This is a genomic window from Kitasatospora sp. NPDC092039 (genome assembly GCF_044756065.1).
Lineage (GTDB): Bacteria > Actinomycetota > Actinomycetes > Streptomycetales > Streptomycetaceae > Kitasatospora.
This window is the reverse complement of record NZ_JBIVSD010000014.1, coordinates 26,787-39,969: the sequence shown is the minus strand read 5'-3', so window position 1 is coordinate 39,969 and position 13,183 is coordinate 26,787. Positions and strand designations below refer to the sequence as shown.

At 72.5% G+C, this 13,183-nt stretch carries 12 protein-coding genes; 7 read left to right on the top strand and 5 right to left on the bottom strand.

From position 1 onward, the window contains the following. Window positions 1–21: 21 nt before the first annotated feature. Window positions 22–942 (bottom strand): UTP--glucose-1-phosphate uridylyltransferase GalU, encoded by a 921-nt coding sequence (galU, locus tag ACIQI7_RS25615; protein ID WP_401113699.1) that lies wholly within the window; start codon window positions 940–942, stop codon window positions 22–24. Between the two features lie 51 nt (window positions 943–993). Next, on the bottom strand, window positions 994–1,914 hold the full coding sequence (locus ACIQI7_RS25610) for a GGDEF domain-containing protein (protein WP_401113696.1): 921 nt from the start codon (window positions 1,912–1,914) through the stop codon (window positions 994–996). A gap of 63 nt (window positions 1,915–1,977) precedes the next feature. On the opposite strand from ACIQI7_RS25610, the gene ACIQI7_RS25605 reads away from it, so the two are divergent. Then, window positions 1,978–2,568 carry a 5-formyltetrahydrofolate cyclo-ligase gene (locus tag ACIQI7_RS25605; RefSeq protein ID WP_401113693.1) on the top strand — a complete coding sequence of 197 codons (591 nt, stop codon included), beginning with the start codon at window positions 1,978–1,980 and terminating at the stop codon, window positions 2,566–2,568. A 73-nt stretch (window positions 2,569–2,641) separates the two neighbouring features. On the opposite strand, the gene ACIQI7_RS25600 is transcribed toward ACIQI7_RS25605, so the two are convergent. Further along, entirely contained in the window at window positions 2,642–5,359 is a 2,718-nt protein-coding gene (locus tag ACIQI7_RS25600) for a penicillin acylase family protein (RefSeq protein ID WP_401113690.1), read from the bottom strand. Window positions 5,360–5,598: 239 nt separating this feature from the next. Between ACIQI7_RS25600 and ACIQI7_RS25595 the strand changes: the two genes are divergently transcribed. From ACIQI7_RS25595 to mscL, 5 genes are all read left to right on the top strand, one after another. Beyond that, window positions 5,599–7,083 (top strand): potassium/proton antiporter, encoded by a 1,485-nt coding sequence (locus ACIQI7_RS25595; RefSeq protein WP_401113687.1) that lies wholly within the window; start codon window positions 5,599–5,601, stop codon window positions 7,081–7,083. Between the two features lie 329 nt (window positions 7,084–7,412). Then, window positions 7,413–8,759 (top strand): MFS transporter, encoded by a 1,347-nt coding sequence (locus tag ACIQI7_RS25590; protein WP_401113685.1) that lies wholly within the window; start codon window positions 7,413–7,415, stop codon window positions 8,757–8,759. Window positions 8,760–8,884: 125 nt separating this feature from the next. Continuing rightward, on the top strand, window positions 8,885–9,205 hold the full coding sequence (locus ACIQI7_RS25585; RefSeq protein ID WP_387749431.1) for an FmdB family zinc ribbon protein: 321 nt from the start codon (window positions 8,885–8,887) through the stop codon (window positions 9,203–9,205). Window positions 9,206–9,636: 431 nt separating this feature from the next. Then, window positions 9,637–9,927 (top strand): hypothetical protein, encoded by a 291-nt coding sequence (locus tag ACIQI7_RS25580; protein WP_401113682.1) that lies wholly within the window; start codon window positions 9,637–9,639, stop codon window positions 9,925–9,927. Window positions 9,928–9,957: 30 nt separating this feature from the next. After that, window positions 9,958–10,377, top strand: a complete 420-nt coding sequence (gene mscL, locus ACIQI7_RS25575) for a large conductance mechanosensitive channel protein MscL (protein ID WP_401113679.1) — start codon at window positions 9,958–9,960, stop codon at window positions 10,375–10,377. Window positions 10,378–10,429: 52 nt separating this feature from the next. Here mscL and ACIQI7_RS25570 read toward each other — a convergent pair whose 3' ends face one another. Both ACIQI7_RS25570 and ACIQI7_RS25565 read right to left on the bottom strand, forming a co-directional pair. Further along, complete coding sequence (locus ACIQI7_RS25570; protein WP_401113676.1) at window positions 10,430–10,663, bottom strand: hypothetical protein; 234 nt, start codon at window positions 10,661–10,663, stop codon at window positions 10,430–10,432. Between the two features lie 126 nt (window positions 10,664–10,789). Next, the gene (locus ACIQI7_RS25565; RefSeq protein WP_392874095.1) at window positions 10,790–11,761 is read right to left on the bottom strand and encodes a sigma-70 family RNA polymerase sigma factor; all 972 of its coding nucleotides are present in this window, start codon (window positions 11,759–11,761) and stop codon (window positions 10,790–10,792) included. A 420-nt stretch (window positions 11,762–12,181) separates the two neighbouring features. On the opposite strand from ACIQI7_RS25565, the gene ACIQI7_RS25560 reads away from it, so the two are divergent. Next, on the top strand, window positions 12,182–13,045 hold the full coding sequence (locus tag ACIQI7_RS25560) for a phosphatase PAP2 family protein (protein ID WP_401113674.1): 864 nt from the start codon (window positions 12,182–12,184) through the stop codon (window positions 13,043–13,045). Window positions 13,046–13,183: the final 138 nt, after the last annotated feature.

Genomic DNA, 13,183 nt, shown 5'->3' with positions numbered 1-13,183 from the left:
TCTGTCGTGGTCGGTCCTGCGTCAGGCCTGCATCTCGGAGCCGACGAACTCCCGCAGCCAGGAGCGGAACTCCGGGCCCAGGTCCTCGCGTTCGGCGGCCAGACGGACGATAGCGCGCAGGTAGTCGGCGCGGTCGCCGGTGTCGTAGCGGCGGCCCTTGAAGAGCACGCCGTGCACCTGGCCGCCGTCCGCGGCCTCGCGGTCGGTCAGCTCGCGCAGGGCGTCGGTGAGCTGGATCTCGCCGCCGCGGCCGGGCGGGGTCTCCCGCAGCACGTCGAAGACCAGCGGGTCGAGCACGTAGCGGCCGATCACGGCGTAGTTGGACGGGGCCTCGCCGGGCTCCGGCTTCTCGACCAGGTCGGTCACCTGGAAGACGTCCTCGCCGAAGCCGTTGGCCTTGACGGCGGCGCAGCCGTAGAGGTGGATCTGGGAGGGGTCGACCTCCATCAGGGCGACGACCGAGCCGCCGAGCTGCTGCTGCACCTCGATCATCCGGGAGAGCAGCGGGTCGCGCGGGTCGATCAGGTCGTCGCCGAGCAGGACGGCGAAGGGCTGGCCGGCGACGTGCTGCTCGGCGACCGAGACGGCGTGGCCGAGGCCCTTCGGGTCGCCCTGGCGGACGTAGTGCATGTTGGCCAGCTCGACGGACTCGCGGACCCGGGCGAGGCGCTGCTCGTCGCCCTTGCGGACCAGCAGCTCCTCCAGCTCGTAGGCGCGGTCGAAGTGGTCCTCCAGCGCCCGCTTGTTGCGGCCGGTGACCATCAGTATGTCGGACAGGCCCGCGGCGGAGGCCTCCTCGACGACGTACTGGATCGCCGGCTTGTCGACGACCGGGAGCATCTCCTTCGGGGTGGCCTTGGTCGCCGGGAGGAAGCGGGTGCCCAGTCCGGCCGCGGGTACCACGGCCTTGGTTACCGGAACTCGGGAGTTGGTCGTCGTCATGCGTTTACCTTACTCAGGCACGTTTTTGCCCGGCCGAGCGCGGGCGGACGGCTAGGACAGCACGTCGCGGTGCCCGGCCGCGGTGGCTGGCGTATGGGTCGCGACCGGCTGGGCGAGGGGGTCCCTGCCGACACAGGCCGACAGACTACCCGTCTTTCCCGAAGGGTCACGATCGGCCTCCGCTCCGTGACCGGCGGTACGGGCGCCCTGTCCGGGGCGGTCCTCGCGGGGCCGGTCGAGCTCCCCCGCGGGCTGGGCGGAGAGCCGCCAGCAGTCGCCGCCGGCCGCCCGGGCCGCGGCGAGCGCCGCGTCGGCTGCGCGCAGCAGGACGGCCGCGTGGGTGCCGTCCTCGGGCAGCACGGCGATGCCGGCGGCGGCGGTCAGGCCGTTGCCGGCGGCGGGGCGGGACTCGCGCTGGCCGGAGGACCAGTCCAGCAGCAGGTGCCGGCGGACCGACCAGACCAGCCGCTCGGCGACCTGCGCGGCGCCCTCGGCGCCGGTGTCCGGCAGCACCACCAGGAACTCCTCGCCGCCGTACCGGCCGAGCGTGTCGGCCCGGCGGATCTCCATCGCGAGCCGCTGGGCGAGGTCGCGCAGCACCGCTCCGGCCCGGCCCCGGCCGTGCTCGGCGACGACCGCGTCGAAGCCGGTGATGGCCAGCATCAGCACGGCGAGCGGGCGCGGTCCGTCGGCCTGCTCGGTGTGCTCGGCCCGGCGGGCCCGTTCGATCTCCCGGTCCAGGGTGAGCTGGAGGTGGCGGTAGTTCCACACGCCGGTGAGCGGATCGCAGGAGGCGGTGCGCTCCAGTTCGGCGCAGCGCTCCTCCAGTTCGGCGATCCGCCCGCGTAGCCGCTGCGCCCCGGCGGCGGCCCCGGCCCGCGCCCGCCGTCCGCGCAGTCCGAGGACGGTGGCGCCGGCCAGTGCGGGGACGCTCAGTGCGGCCAGGGCCTGGACCAGCAGCGGGGTGGTCAATGGGGGGTGCCCCTTCGCGTGTCAGGCTCTGCGCGTCGACGGTGCGCAGGCCAGGAGGATCGGATGAACGAGGATCGGTTGCCCAACGAGAAGAGCGGCCTGAGGACACGGCTGTTGGCGGAACGGCGCGAACTGGCCGCCGAGGAGCGCGCGGCGGCGGCCGACGCGTTGGCCGGGCACGCCGGGGAGCTGGCCGTCGCGGGCGCCACGGTGGCCGCGTACGTCTCGATGGGCGCCGAGCCCGGGACGCGGCCGCTGCTGGACGCGCTGCTGGCACGCGGGGTGCGGGTGCTGCTCCCGGTGCTGCTGCCGGACAACGACCTGGACTGGACCGAGTACGCGGGGCCCGACGCGCTGACCCCGGCCGGGCGCGGGCTGCTGGAGCCGGTCGGCCCGCGGCTCGGGCCGCAGGCGGTGACGGAGGCCTCGGTGGTGCTGCTGCCGGGCCTGGCGGTGGACCGCTCCGGGCTGCGGCTGGGCCGGGGCGGCGGCAGCTACGACCGGGTGCTGGCCCGGCTGGCGCGGGCGGGCGTGCGGCCGGTGCTGGCGGTGCTGCTGTACGAGCACGAGCTGCTGGAGCGGGTGCCGGCCGAGCCGCACGACCGGCCGGTGGACCTGGCGGTGCTGCCCTCCGGGGTGCGCAGGCTCGGGTGAGGGCGAGGGCGGGAACGGCGGCGGCCCCGCTCCCTCGGGGGGGAACGGGGCCGCCGGTCGGGCCGTACGGGCGTCAGCCGGTGGTGAGCACCAGCCTGTGCTTGGTGGCCTTCTCGACCGCGTCCGGCGAGTAGGCCCAGGTCAGCAGCTTGCCCTTGAGCCAGAGGTCGGTCTGGTCGTTGTAGTTGTCGTGGAAGGCGTGGCCGGAGGCGCCGCCGACGTTGACCCAGCGCGAGGAGTCGAGGTCGTTCAGGTCGACCACCATGCGCATCGACGGGATCCAGTCCACCTGGTAGCCGGCCGCCGCGTTCCAGCCGGCCGCGTCGACCGCCGCCGAGCCGCCGGAGAGCCGGTACGGACCGCGGTTGAGCAGCTTGTGCACCACGCCGGAGGCGATCGACGAGTCGTCGGTGCCGAGGGTCTGCTCGCGCAGCTCCAGCTTGTGCAGGCGGCCCCAGCTCCAGGTGGAGACGTCCTTGCTGAGCAGCGAGGTCAGCTCCTGGCGGGCGTTCTTCATCGCCTCCTGGAGCAGGTTGTCCAGGCCCTTCTGCTCCTTGTGCTGGTCGTCGATGTACGTCCACCACGAGCTGTCGGGCTTCTCCAGCTGCTGGCGCACCACCTCGGTCCAGCGGTCGCCGCCGTCCGGCTGGGCCTTGCCCGGCTCGCGGGTGCCGCACTCGGTGACGATCTTGGTGGAGCTGTCCGGCTTGGTGGGGTCGTCCTGCTGGCGGACCAGCAGGCAGTTGTCCTTGGCCCGCAGGTCGGCCGGGAACTTCTGGCCGAAGGCCAGGATCAGCAGCTGGCGCCAGACGCCGTTGTAGTAGGCGGCGGCGGCCGAGTCGGCGTCCTGGTGGAAGTTCCAGTCCTTCAGCAGGTCCTGGGCCTCGCGCACGTACGGGTCGCTGATCGGCTGCTTGAGCAGCAGCGGGACCAGCGTCTTGGCCATCACGCTGGTGTTGTCCAGCTGGAGGGTCTGCATGTCGTCCGGCGAGATCTTGCCGTTGTTCTTGAGCAGGCCCTCGATCTGGTCGGTGATCTCCTTGGCGCGGGTGCCGTACTCCCAGTCCTTGGTCAGGCTGTACTTGTAGGCCGGGTCCACCACGGCCTGGTTGGCGGTGACGATGTAGCCGGCCGAGGGGTTGAGGCTCCAGGGCAGCGCGGTGAAGGGGATCGGGTCCTTCCACTGGTACGCGGAGTCCCAGCCCGGCGCGGGGAGGGTGCCGTCGCCCTTGCCGCGGACCGGGATGGTGCCCGGGGCCTGGTAGCCGATGTTCTTGGCGTCGGCGTAGACCAGGTTCTGCGCGGGGACGGTGAAGTCCTTGGCGGCGGCGCGGAACTCGTCCCAGTTCTTCGCCCTGTCCAGTTCGAAGACGGCGTCCATGGTCTTGCCGGGGCTGAGCGCCGTCCACTGCAGGGCGACGCCGTAGCCGCTGGTGCCGCGGTCGGGGGCGGACTGGCCGTTGGGGGCGTACTTGCCGACGTTCTGCTGCTCGCTGCTCTGGTCGGAGATCAGCGGGGCGCCGGTCTGGGTGGTGCGGACGGTGATGGTGCGGTCCTCCCCGCCGGCGACCTTGATGGTCTCCTTGCGGAGGTCGAACTTCACGTCCTTGCCGTCGACCTGGTAGGTCTCCGGGCCGGTGACCTTCTCCAGGAAGAGGTCGGTCACGTCGGCGCCGAGGTTGGTGAAGCCCCAGGCGATGTCCTTGTTGTGGCCGATCACCACGCCGGGCATGCCCGCGAAGGTGAAGCCGGAGACGTCGAACTGGCAGGCCGGGGAGCTGGTCCGGCAGTGCAGGCCCATCTGGTACCAGACCGAGGGCAGGCCGGGGCCGAGGTGCGGGTCGTTGGCCAGCAGCGGCTTGCCGGTGGTGGTGTGCGAGCCGGCGACCACCCAGGAGTTGGACCCGATGCCCTGGCCGGGGCGGCCGAGCAGCTGCGGCATCGAGTCGACCCGGTCGGTCAGGCCCTGCAGCATCGCCTTGGTGGTGGCCGCGCCCTGGGCGGTGGCGGTGCCGGCGGGTGCGCCGGACTGCGGGGAGCCGTCGGCGGGGCGGTAGTTGTCGCCGGCCACGGTGCCGGTCTTCACGATGGTGCCGTTGCGGGCGAACGGGTAGTCCGGGTACAGCTCGGCGATCTTGTCCGGGCCGAAGTCCTGGGCCAGCAGCGAGCGGTCGATCTCCTCCTGCAGGTTCCCGGAGAGGTTCCAGGCCATCGCCTTGAGCCAGGCCACCGAGTCGACCGGGGACCACTGCTCGGGCTGGTAGCCGCTGTTGACGACGCCGAGCAGGCTGTACTCCAGCGAGGCCTTCGCGCCGCCGGGGTGCTCGGCGAGCCAGCCGTTCACGCCGTCCGCGTAGGCCTGGAGGTACTTCTTCGTCTCCGGCGACAGCTTGGTGTCGAACTCCTTCTGCGCCACCTGCCGCCAGCCCATGGTGCGGATGAAGGCGTCGGTGTCGACCTGGCCGTCGCCGAACATCTCGGAGAGCCGGCCCGCGGTGATGTGCCGGCGGACGTCCATCTCCCAGAAACGGTCCTGCGCCTGGACGTAGCCCTGGGCCCGGTACAGGTCCTCGTTGGTGTCGGCGTACAGCTGCGGGATGCCGTTGGCGTCCCGCTTGACGTCGACGGGCGCGCTCAGGCCCGCCACCTTGACACTGCCGTCGACCTCCGGGAAGGAGGCGCGGACCGCGGAGACCCCGCGGTAGCCGCCGTAGCCGGCACCGGCCACCAGCAGCACGACCAGCACGATCACGATCAGACGGGCGCGCCGGAACTTCTTCGAGCGGGGCATCTGGGTCCTTGCGGTCCTGACTTCGGGGCGGGCGGGCGTGTCCAGGGCCTGCGGCCGTGACAGGGCACCACATTAGGCCGAGTCGGCCGGGCACCGTGAACGGGGGACCAAGCTAAAGATATGGCAAAATGTTAGACTGCGTAACGATCCGCAAGGGGAGCATTGACGACTTCTTAACGGGTCACCCCCCAGCACCACCAGACACCCCGCCCGCCCCTGCCTGCCCGAGGTGCCCCTGCGTGAACGTCTCCCATCTGAACCAGCTCCTGCTTGAGTCCTCCGTGATCCTGCTGTTCGCGGTGGGCGCCGTACGCCTCTCCACCCGATCAGGGCTGCCCAGCCTGCTGATCTACCTGGGGATCGGGGTGGCGCTGGGCCAGAACGGGATCGGCATCACCTTCAACAACGCCGAGCTGACCCAGGTGCTCGGCTACGCGGCGCTCGTGGTGATCCTCGCCGAGGGCGGCCTCAAGACCAGCTGGCGGGAGATCAAGCCGGTGATGCCGGCCGCGACGGTGCTCGCCACCGTCGGCGTCGGCGTCAGCGTCTTCGCCACCGCGGCCGGCGCCCACTGGCTGGTCGGCCTGGACTGGCGGACCTCACTGCTGCTCGGCGCCATCGTCTCCTCGACCGACGCGGCCGCCGTCTTCTCGGTGCTGCGGATGGTCCCGCTGCCGCACCGGCTCACCGGCCTCCTGGAGGCCGAGTCCGGCTTCAACGACGCCCCCGTGGTCATCCTGGTCGTCGCCTTCGCCACCACCGGGGAACTGGACTCCTGGTACGTCCTGATCGCCACGATCGTCGCCGAGCTGGCGATCGGCGCCGCGGTGGGCCTGGCCGTCGGCCGGATCGGCGCGTACGGGCTCAAGCACGTCGCGCTGCCCTCCTCGGGCCTCTACCCGATCGCCGTGATGGCGCTCACCGTGCTCGCGTACGCCGGCGGCGCGCTGCTGCACGGCTCCGGCTTCCTCGCCGTCTACATCAGCGCGGTGATACTCGGGAACTCCAAGCTGCCGCACGGCCCGGCCGTCCGGGGCTTCGCCGACGGGCTGGCCTGGATCGGGCAGATCGGCATGTTCGTACTGCTCGGGCTGCTCGTCACGCCCGAGACCATGGGCGACGCGGTGGTGCCCGCCCTGGTGGTGGGCGGGGTGCTGGTGTTCCTGGCCCGACCGCTCTCGGTGATGGCCTCGCTGACCCCGTTCAAGGTGGCGGCCCGCGAGCAGGCGCTGCTGAGCTGGGCCGGGCTGCGCGGGGCGGTGCCCATCGTGCTGGCCACCATCCCGGTGGTGTCGGGCGCGCACCGGGCCGAGGACGTCTTCAACATCGTCTTCATACTGGTCGTCGTCTTCACCCTGCTCCAGGGACCGACCCTGCCGTGGGTGGCCAAGCGGCTGCGGATCGACGAGGGCGACATGGGCCAGGATTTGGGCATCGAGTCCGCCCCGCTGGAGAAGCTGCACGGGCACCTGCTGTCGGTCGCCCTCTCCCCCACCTCGAAGATGTCGGGCGTGGAGATCAGCGAGCTGCGGCTGCCCAAGGGGGCGGCGGTCACCCTGGTCGTGCGCGAGGGGAACTCCTTCGTGCCGGACAAGGCGACGGTGCTGCGCGGCGGGGACGAGCTGCTGGTGGTCACCACCGACGAGGTCGGCGAGGCGGCGGAGCGGCGGCTGCGGGCCGTGGACAAGGGCGGCAAGCTCGCGGGGTGGCTGAACGGGCGGTGACGGCGGGGTCTCCCCGGGGCGGCCCGCCCGCTCGGGGCCTGGCGGGCCGGGAGGCTGGCCGGGTCGGCTGGTGAGCCGGGCGGGCTGGCGTCGTCTACGCGCGTAACTGTATGCTGGTTCGACCACGTCGTATGACCACCGCTAGACCACCCCCAGCATCTGCCTGACGCAGAGTTGGCGCGACCGCTCGGCGGCCGCGGTCCGGCCCCCGGCCAGCACGCCGGACCGACCCGGTATCTACCCCGGTCGACGCGCGAGAGGACGACTCTCGGCGCCGTCGGGGCTCCACCATGCCCTGCCGCGCTACCAGGCAGCAGGAAGGACCGACCGTGACGGCGCGCCGAACGGTCGACACCGCCGCGGACCACGCGGCCACCCCCGCAGCTCCGGCCCCCGCCCGCGTCGGGTACGGCGAGCTGCTGCGCACGCCCGGGGCCTGGACGTTCCTGTCCCCCGCCCTCGTCGCGCGACTGCCGTACGCGATGCTCAGCATGGGCATCCTGCTGCTCGTCACCCAGACCCACGGCTCGTACGGCACCGCCGGTACCGTCACCGCGGTCGCCGCCGTCGCCCAGGCCCTGATCGGGCCGCAGACCGGGCGGCTCGCCGACCGCTACGGCCAGGCCGCGGTGCTCGTCCCGACCGTCCTGGTGCACGCGGCCTCGGTCGGCGCGCTGATCGCGCTCGCGCTCGGCCACGCGCCCGCCTGGAGCCTGTTCCTGGCCGCCGTCCCGGCCGGGGCGAGCGTGCCGCAGGTCGGCGCGATGGTCCGGGCCCGCTGGGTGGCCAGGTTCACCGCGGACGGCGCCTCCGAGAGCTCCGCGGCCCGGGTGAGCACCGCCTTCGCCTTCGAGTCCGTGACGGACGAGTTCACCTTCGTGATCGGCCCGATCCTGGCGTCCGGCATCGCCGCCCTCGCCAACCCGGCCACCGCCCTGGTCGCCGAGGCCGCGCTGACCCTCGTCGGCGGTCTGGCCTTCGCCGCCCAGCGGGGCACCGCCCCCGCCCGGATCGTGCCGCAGCCCGGCACCAAGCGGGCCTCGGCGCTCGCCTCCCCCGGCGTCCGACTGCTGGCCGGGACCTTCCTCGGGGTCGGCGCGGTCTTCGGCGGCATGCAGGTCTCGGTGAACGCCTTCGCCGACTCGGTCGGACAGCACGACGCCGGCGGCACCGTGTACGGGATCTTCGCCGGCGGCTCGATGCTGGCCGGCGTGCTGTACGGCGTGATCGCCTGGCGGCGGCCGGTGCAGCAGCGGATGCTGATCAGCTACGCGCTGCTGGTGCTGGGCTGCTCGGTGCTGTGGGCGATGCCCAACCTGGTCGCGCTGACCGTCGCCGGGCTGGTCTGCGGGCTGGCCATCGCGCCGACCCTGATCAGCGGCTACACGCTGGTCGAGACGTTGGTCGCGGACGGCGCCAAGACGGAGGCCTTCACCTGGCTGACCGGCGCCATCGGGCTGGGCCTGGCCGTCGGCTCGATGGCGGCGGGCCAGCTGATCGACGGGCACGGGCCCTCGACCGGGTTCCTGGTCCCGGTGGCCGGCGCCGGACTGGGGCTGGTCGCGCTGTTCTCGCTGCGGCACCTGCTGGTGGCGCCGAAGGACGGGGCGGGCGCCGGTGCGCGGACCGCGGAGAGCGGGCGCCCGATGCAGCTGGCGGGCGTCGCCGAGGGCTGAGCGGACGGTGACCGGCGGGCGTCCCGGGCCGATCTCACACCGGGGTCGCTGGACTGTTCCAGCGGAATGCCGCATCATTGACCATCGTTAGCACTCATCAGGCGAGAGTGCCAGGAGGAAGACAAGTGCCCACGTACCAGTACCAGTGCACCGAGTGCGGCAACGGCCTGGAGGCGGTGCAGAAGTTCACCGACGAGGCGCTGACCACGTGCCCCGACTGCCAGGGACGGCTCCGCAAGGTCTTCTCGGCCGTGGGCGTCGTGTTCAAGGGCTCCGGCTTCTACCGGACCGACAGCCGCTCCTCCTCCAGCAGCTCGGTGAGCTCCGGATCGTCGTCGAGCACCTCGACCTCGTCCGCCGCGTCCACGTCCTCCTCGACGTCGTCGGGCTCCGGCTCCTCGGCCTCGACCCCGGCCTCGTCCAGCCCGGCTCCGGCCGCCGGCTGACCCGGCGCCGGGCACCGGCCCGGACGGACCGCAGACCTCGGAAAGGCCCGTCGGCCCCGCTTCCACGCGGGGGCGGCGGGCCTTTCCGCGTTTCCGTCCCGGGGCGTCCGGCGGGTGCGCGCCGTCGTCCCGGGCGCCCGCTGTCGACGCGGGTGCGCACTGTCGACGTGGGTGCGCACTGTCGTCCCGGGCGCGCGCTGTCGATGCGGGCGTGTCCTGTGGTCGCGGGCGCGGTGCCGTCCCTGCCACGTCTTGCTGCCTCTTGTCTTGTCGGACGGGTCGAATTCACCCGCACGAGTGAGCGGAGTTGTCCACTGGGCCGGGTTGTCCACAGGCCTGGGGAAAGGGCTTTCCGACGTCGCCGGAAACGCTCATCGTGTGGGCAACCGGTCCGCGAGGGGCCGGTCCGCCGACAGTCCGGAGGTGTGTCGATGACGACCGCGAGCTTCTCCTTCCCCCTGCCCGTGCCACTGCCGCTGCCCGCGCCGGCCGTGCCGCCCCGGCAGGAGCTGCCGAGCTTCCCGCCGATCCGGCGCGGGTGCGGCGGCTGGCACCGCTGGCGCAGCGCCGTGCGGCGGCGGGCCGGAGTGCCTGTCCTGGTGCTGCTCGCGGTGGCGTCGGCCCTGGCACTGGGGCCCGCACGGGCCGGGCTGCCGCCGCCCCAGGGCGGCGCGCTGGGCCGGACGGGTTGTCAATCCGGGGCCGCGGAAGATCACCCGTGACCGGAGGACGACTTCGTCGTTCGAGGCGACATGAAGGGCTTCAAGGAATTCCTGCTGCGTGGAAATGTCGTCGAACTCGCCGTGGCCGTGGTCATCGGCGCGGCGTTCACCAACATCGTCAACGCCTTCGTCAAAGGCGTGATCAATCCGATCGTCGGCGTGTTCGGGACGAAGGACCTCGCGTCCTACAGTTCCTGCCTCAAGGGGCCCTGCGAGGTGAGCCCGACCGGTGAGGTCACGTCCGGAATCCTCATCCTCTGGGGATCGGTGCTCAGCGCCGCGCTCCAGTTCCTGATCACCGCGGCGGTCGTCTACTTCGTTCTGATCCTGCCCATGAACAAACTGGCGGCCCGCCGCAAGTCCGACGTCGAGAAGGCGGCGGAACTCGAGGCCAAGGAGGTCAAGTTGCTGACCGAGATCCGCGACGCGCTGGTCTCGCCGCTGCGCTGACCGGCGGGCGCCCCGCGCCCCCGGTCCCCGCTCCCCGCTCCCCGTGGTGCGGTCAGTCCCCGTGGTGCGGCGGGCGCTGGCTCAGGTACCAGTCCAGCCCCCGTCCACCGCTCTCCCCCGCTCCGGGGCGCCCGCCCCAGCCCGCATCGGTGTCGTCCCCGGACTGCTGGTCCAACGGGTCCCGGAAGACCAGTCGGGCCTTGGCGGCCGCGGCCTTCCCGGGATCCTGCGCCCGGTCCTGGTCCTGCGCCTGGCGCCGGCCCTCTTCCCGTCCCTGCTCGCTCACGCTGTCCACTCCGTCCGTTCGTCCCTCCCCTCAAGCCTAAGAGCCCGTGGCACGCCTCGGGCCCCGGTGCGGAGTGCTCCGCGCCAGGGCCCGGGTGAGGGCTCGGCCAGGGGGCCGGCTGGTCCGTCAGGCGGCTTCGAAGCCCGCGTGGTCCGCGATCTTCTTCAGCTCGGCCAGCGCGTGCTTCTCGATCTGCCGGATCCGCTCACGGGTGAGGCCGTGCTGCTTGCCCACCTCGGTGAGGGTGCGCTCGCGGCCGTCCTCCATCCCGTAGCGGGAGCGGATGATCGAGGCGGTGCGGTCGTCCAACCGCCCGATCAGGTCGTCCAGTTCCTCGCGGCGGAGCATGACCATCACGGCGTCCTCGGGGGACGTCGCCCCGGTGTCCTCGACGAGGTCGCCGAACTGGGTCTCGCCCTCGTCGTCGACCGACATGTTGAGGCTGACCGGGTCCCTCGCCCAGTCCAGCACGTCCTTGATCCGGGCCTCGGTGGTGTCCAGCTCGGCCGCGATCTCGGCCGGCTCCGCCTCGCGGCCCAGCTCCTTGGACTTCTCCCGCTGCACCCGCCGGATCCGCCCCAGCTCCTCCACCAGGTGCACGGGCAGCCGGATGGTGCGGGACTGGTCGGCGATGGACCGGGTGATCGCCTGCCGGATCCACCACGTCGCGTACGTGGAGAACTTGAAGCCCTTGGCGTAGTCGAACTTCTCGACCGCGCGCACCAGGCCGGCGTTGCCCTCCTGGATGAGGTCCAGCAGCGGCAGGCCGCTGCGCGGGTAGCGACGGGCGACGGCGACCACGAGCCGGAGGTTGGAGCGGATGAAGACGTCCTTGGCGCGCTCGGCGTCGGCGGCTATCGCCTCCAGCTCCTCGCGCGTGACGCCGTCGGGGAGTCCGCCCTCCTCCAGCAGGTGCTGGGCGTACACGCCGGCCTCGATCCGCAGGGAGAGCTCGACCTCCTCGGCGGCATCGAGCAGGGGCGTCCTGGCGATCTCGTCGAGGTACATGCCGACCAGGTCGCGGTCGGCCTCGAGGTTGGTCGGGCGGGCCGCGCGACTCCGGTCGGCCCTGTCGCGAACGACGGCACGGGTGGCCATGCTTGCTCCCTTTGCTGGTGTTGCCGAGGTCTGCCTGCCTGCCTCGTGAGGGCAAGAAGTGCGGGCCCTGGGGCCTCACACGTAACGATCCAACGAACAGAATCCGGACAACATTCCCAAGTCACTCAGATTCTTCCCGGCGATGCAGTATCCTGCCGGTTTTCACCCGGTCATGGACAGCGGGTGATCGGTCGGACACTTCCCGTGTCATCGGGCGACCGGTTCGGGAGCGATTTCTTCACCCGGCCCACACCGGTCCGTCGCCTACTCGTTGAACCCGCGAACGGCCGCCGACGTTCCCCGCGCGCGCCGCCTCCACACCCACTCCGCTCCGGTGCGCGCAGGTTCTCCCCACAAAAGATGCCGAATCGCTATCACTCCGGCTCTTGCTCGGCGCGGGACACTGGGAAGGTGTCAGCCATGCACCTGACCAACAGCACGACGCTCCTCACTGCGCGTAATCGCAGTCTCCTTCGGGACACCGCTCTCGCGCTGTGCTGTGCCGCGCTGTTCGGCCTGTTGGCGGTCCTGGTCACCGGCCGCTGGCGGCCGCTGGCCAGCTTCGACCAGGAATGGGTCGGCGATCTCCACACCTATGCCAGGGGGCACCCGATCTGGACCGCCGCGGTGCAGACGCTCTCGGACATCGGCGGCACCGTCACGATGCGTGCACTCCTGGGGATCGCGGCCGGGTGGCTCTGGTTGATCGGCGCCCGGGTGCTGGCCGGCTGGGTGGCCGCCCAGGCCCTGGTCGGCTGGGGCGCCCAGTGGGCGCTGAAGCTGGCCTTCGAGCGCGGCCGCCCCTCCTTCACCGACCCGGTTTCGCACGCCGGCGGCCCGGCCTTCCCCTCCGGGCACGCCATGGCCTCGGCGATCGCCTGCGCCGTCCTGGTCGGCCTGCTCTGGTACCGGGTCCGCCGGCGCGGCCGGACCGCCGCCTGCGTGGTGGCGGCGACCGCGGTGCTGACCATCGGCTGGACCCGGGTCGCGCTCGGGGTGCACTGGCCCAGCGACGTACTGGGCGGCTGGCTGGCCGCCGGGATCGTGCTGGGCGCCGTGACCGCGGTGATCCAGGTCTGGCGCCCCGGCGCGCTGGCCCGGGACGTGCGGCGGGTCAACTGGCGCACCAGACCCCGGGTGCAGCGGGTCGTCGTGTCGACCGGGCAGGCCCCGCACCCCGCCACCCCGCTGGACGAGGACGGGCCGAACGGCCCCCGGGAGGAGCCCCTGGGCGACCAGGCCGACCGGCCCCGCCGCCCGGGGCACCCGAGGACCGCCCCCTGAGGACCCATCACCCGTCAGCCGTCGATGGCCACTGCGGGCCGTCGCGCCGGCGTGGGGCCGTGTCCGACAGCGCCGTCCGGGACCCGGACGGCCGGCTGATCGCCGGAGCGGGCGAGGACCGGCGCCAAGTCGTCGCCG

Coding starts and splice junctions, on each gene's coding strand:
- galU (WP_401113699.1), bottom strand. CDS start 942: ATGACGACGACCAACTCCCGAGTTCCGGTAACCAAGGCCGTGGTACCC.
- ACIQI7_RS25605 (WP_401113693.1), top strand. CDS start 1,978: ATGAACGAGGATCGGTTGCCCAACGAGAAGAGCGGCCTGAGGACACGG.
- ACIQI7_RS25600 (WP_401113690.1), bottom strand. CDS start 5,359: ATGCCCCGCTCGAAGAAGTTCCGGCGCGCCCGTCTGATCGTGATCGTG.
- ACIQI7_RS25580 (WP_401113682.1), top strand. CDS start 9,637: ATGACGACCGCGAGCTTCTCCTTCCCCCTGCCCGTGCCACTGCCGCTG.
- mscL (WP_401113679.1), top strand. CDS start 9,958: ATGAAGGGCTTCAAGGAATTCCTGCTGCGTGGAAATGTCGTCGAACTC.
- ACIQI7_RS25565 (WP_392874095.1), bottom strand. CDS start 11,761: ATGGCCACCCGTGCCGTCGTTCGCGACAGGGCCGACCGGAGTCGCGCG.
- ACIQI7_RS25560 (WP_401113674.1), top strand. CDS start 12,182: ATGCACCTGACCAACAGCACGACGCTCCTCACTGCGCGTAATCGCAGT.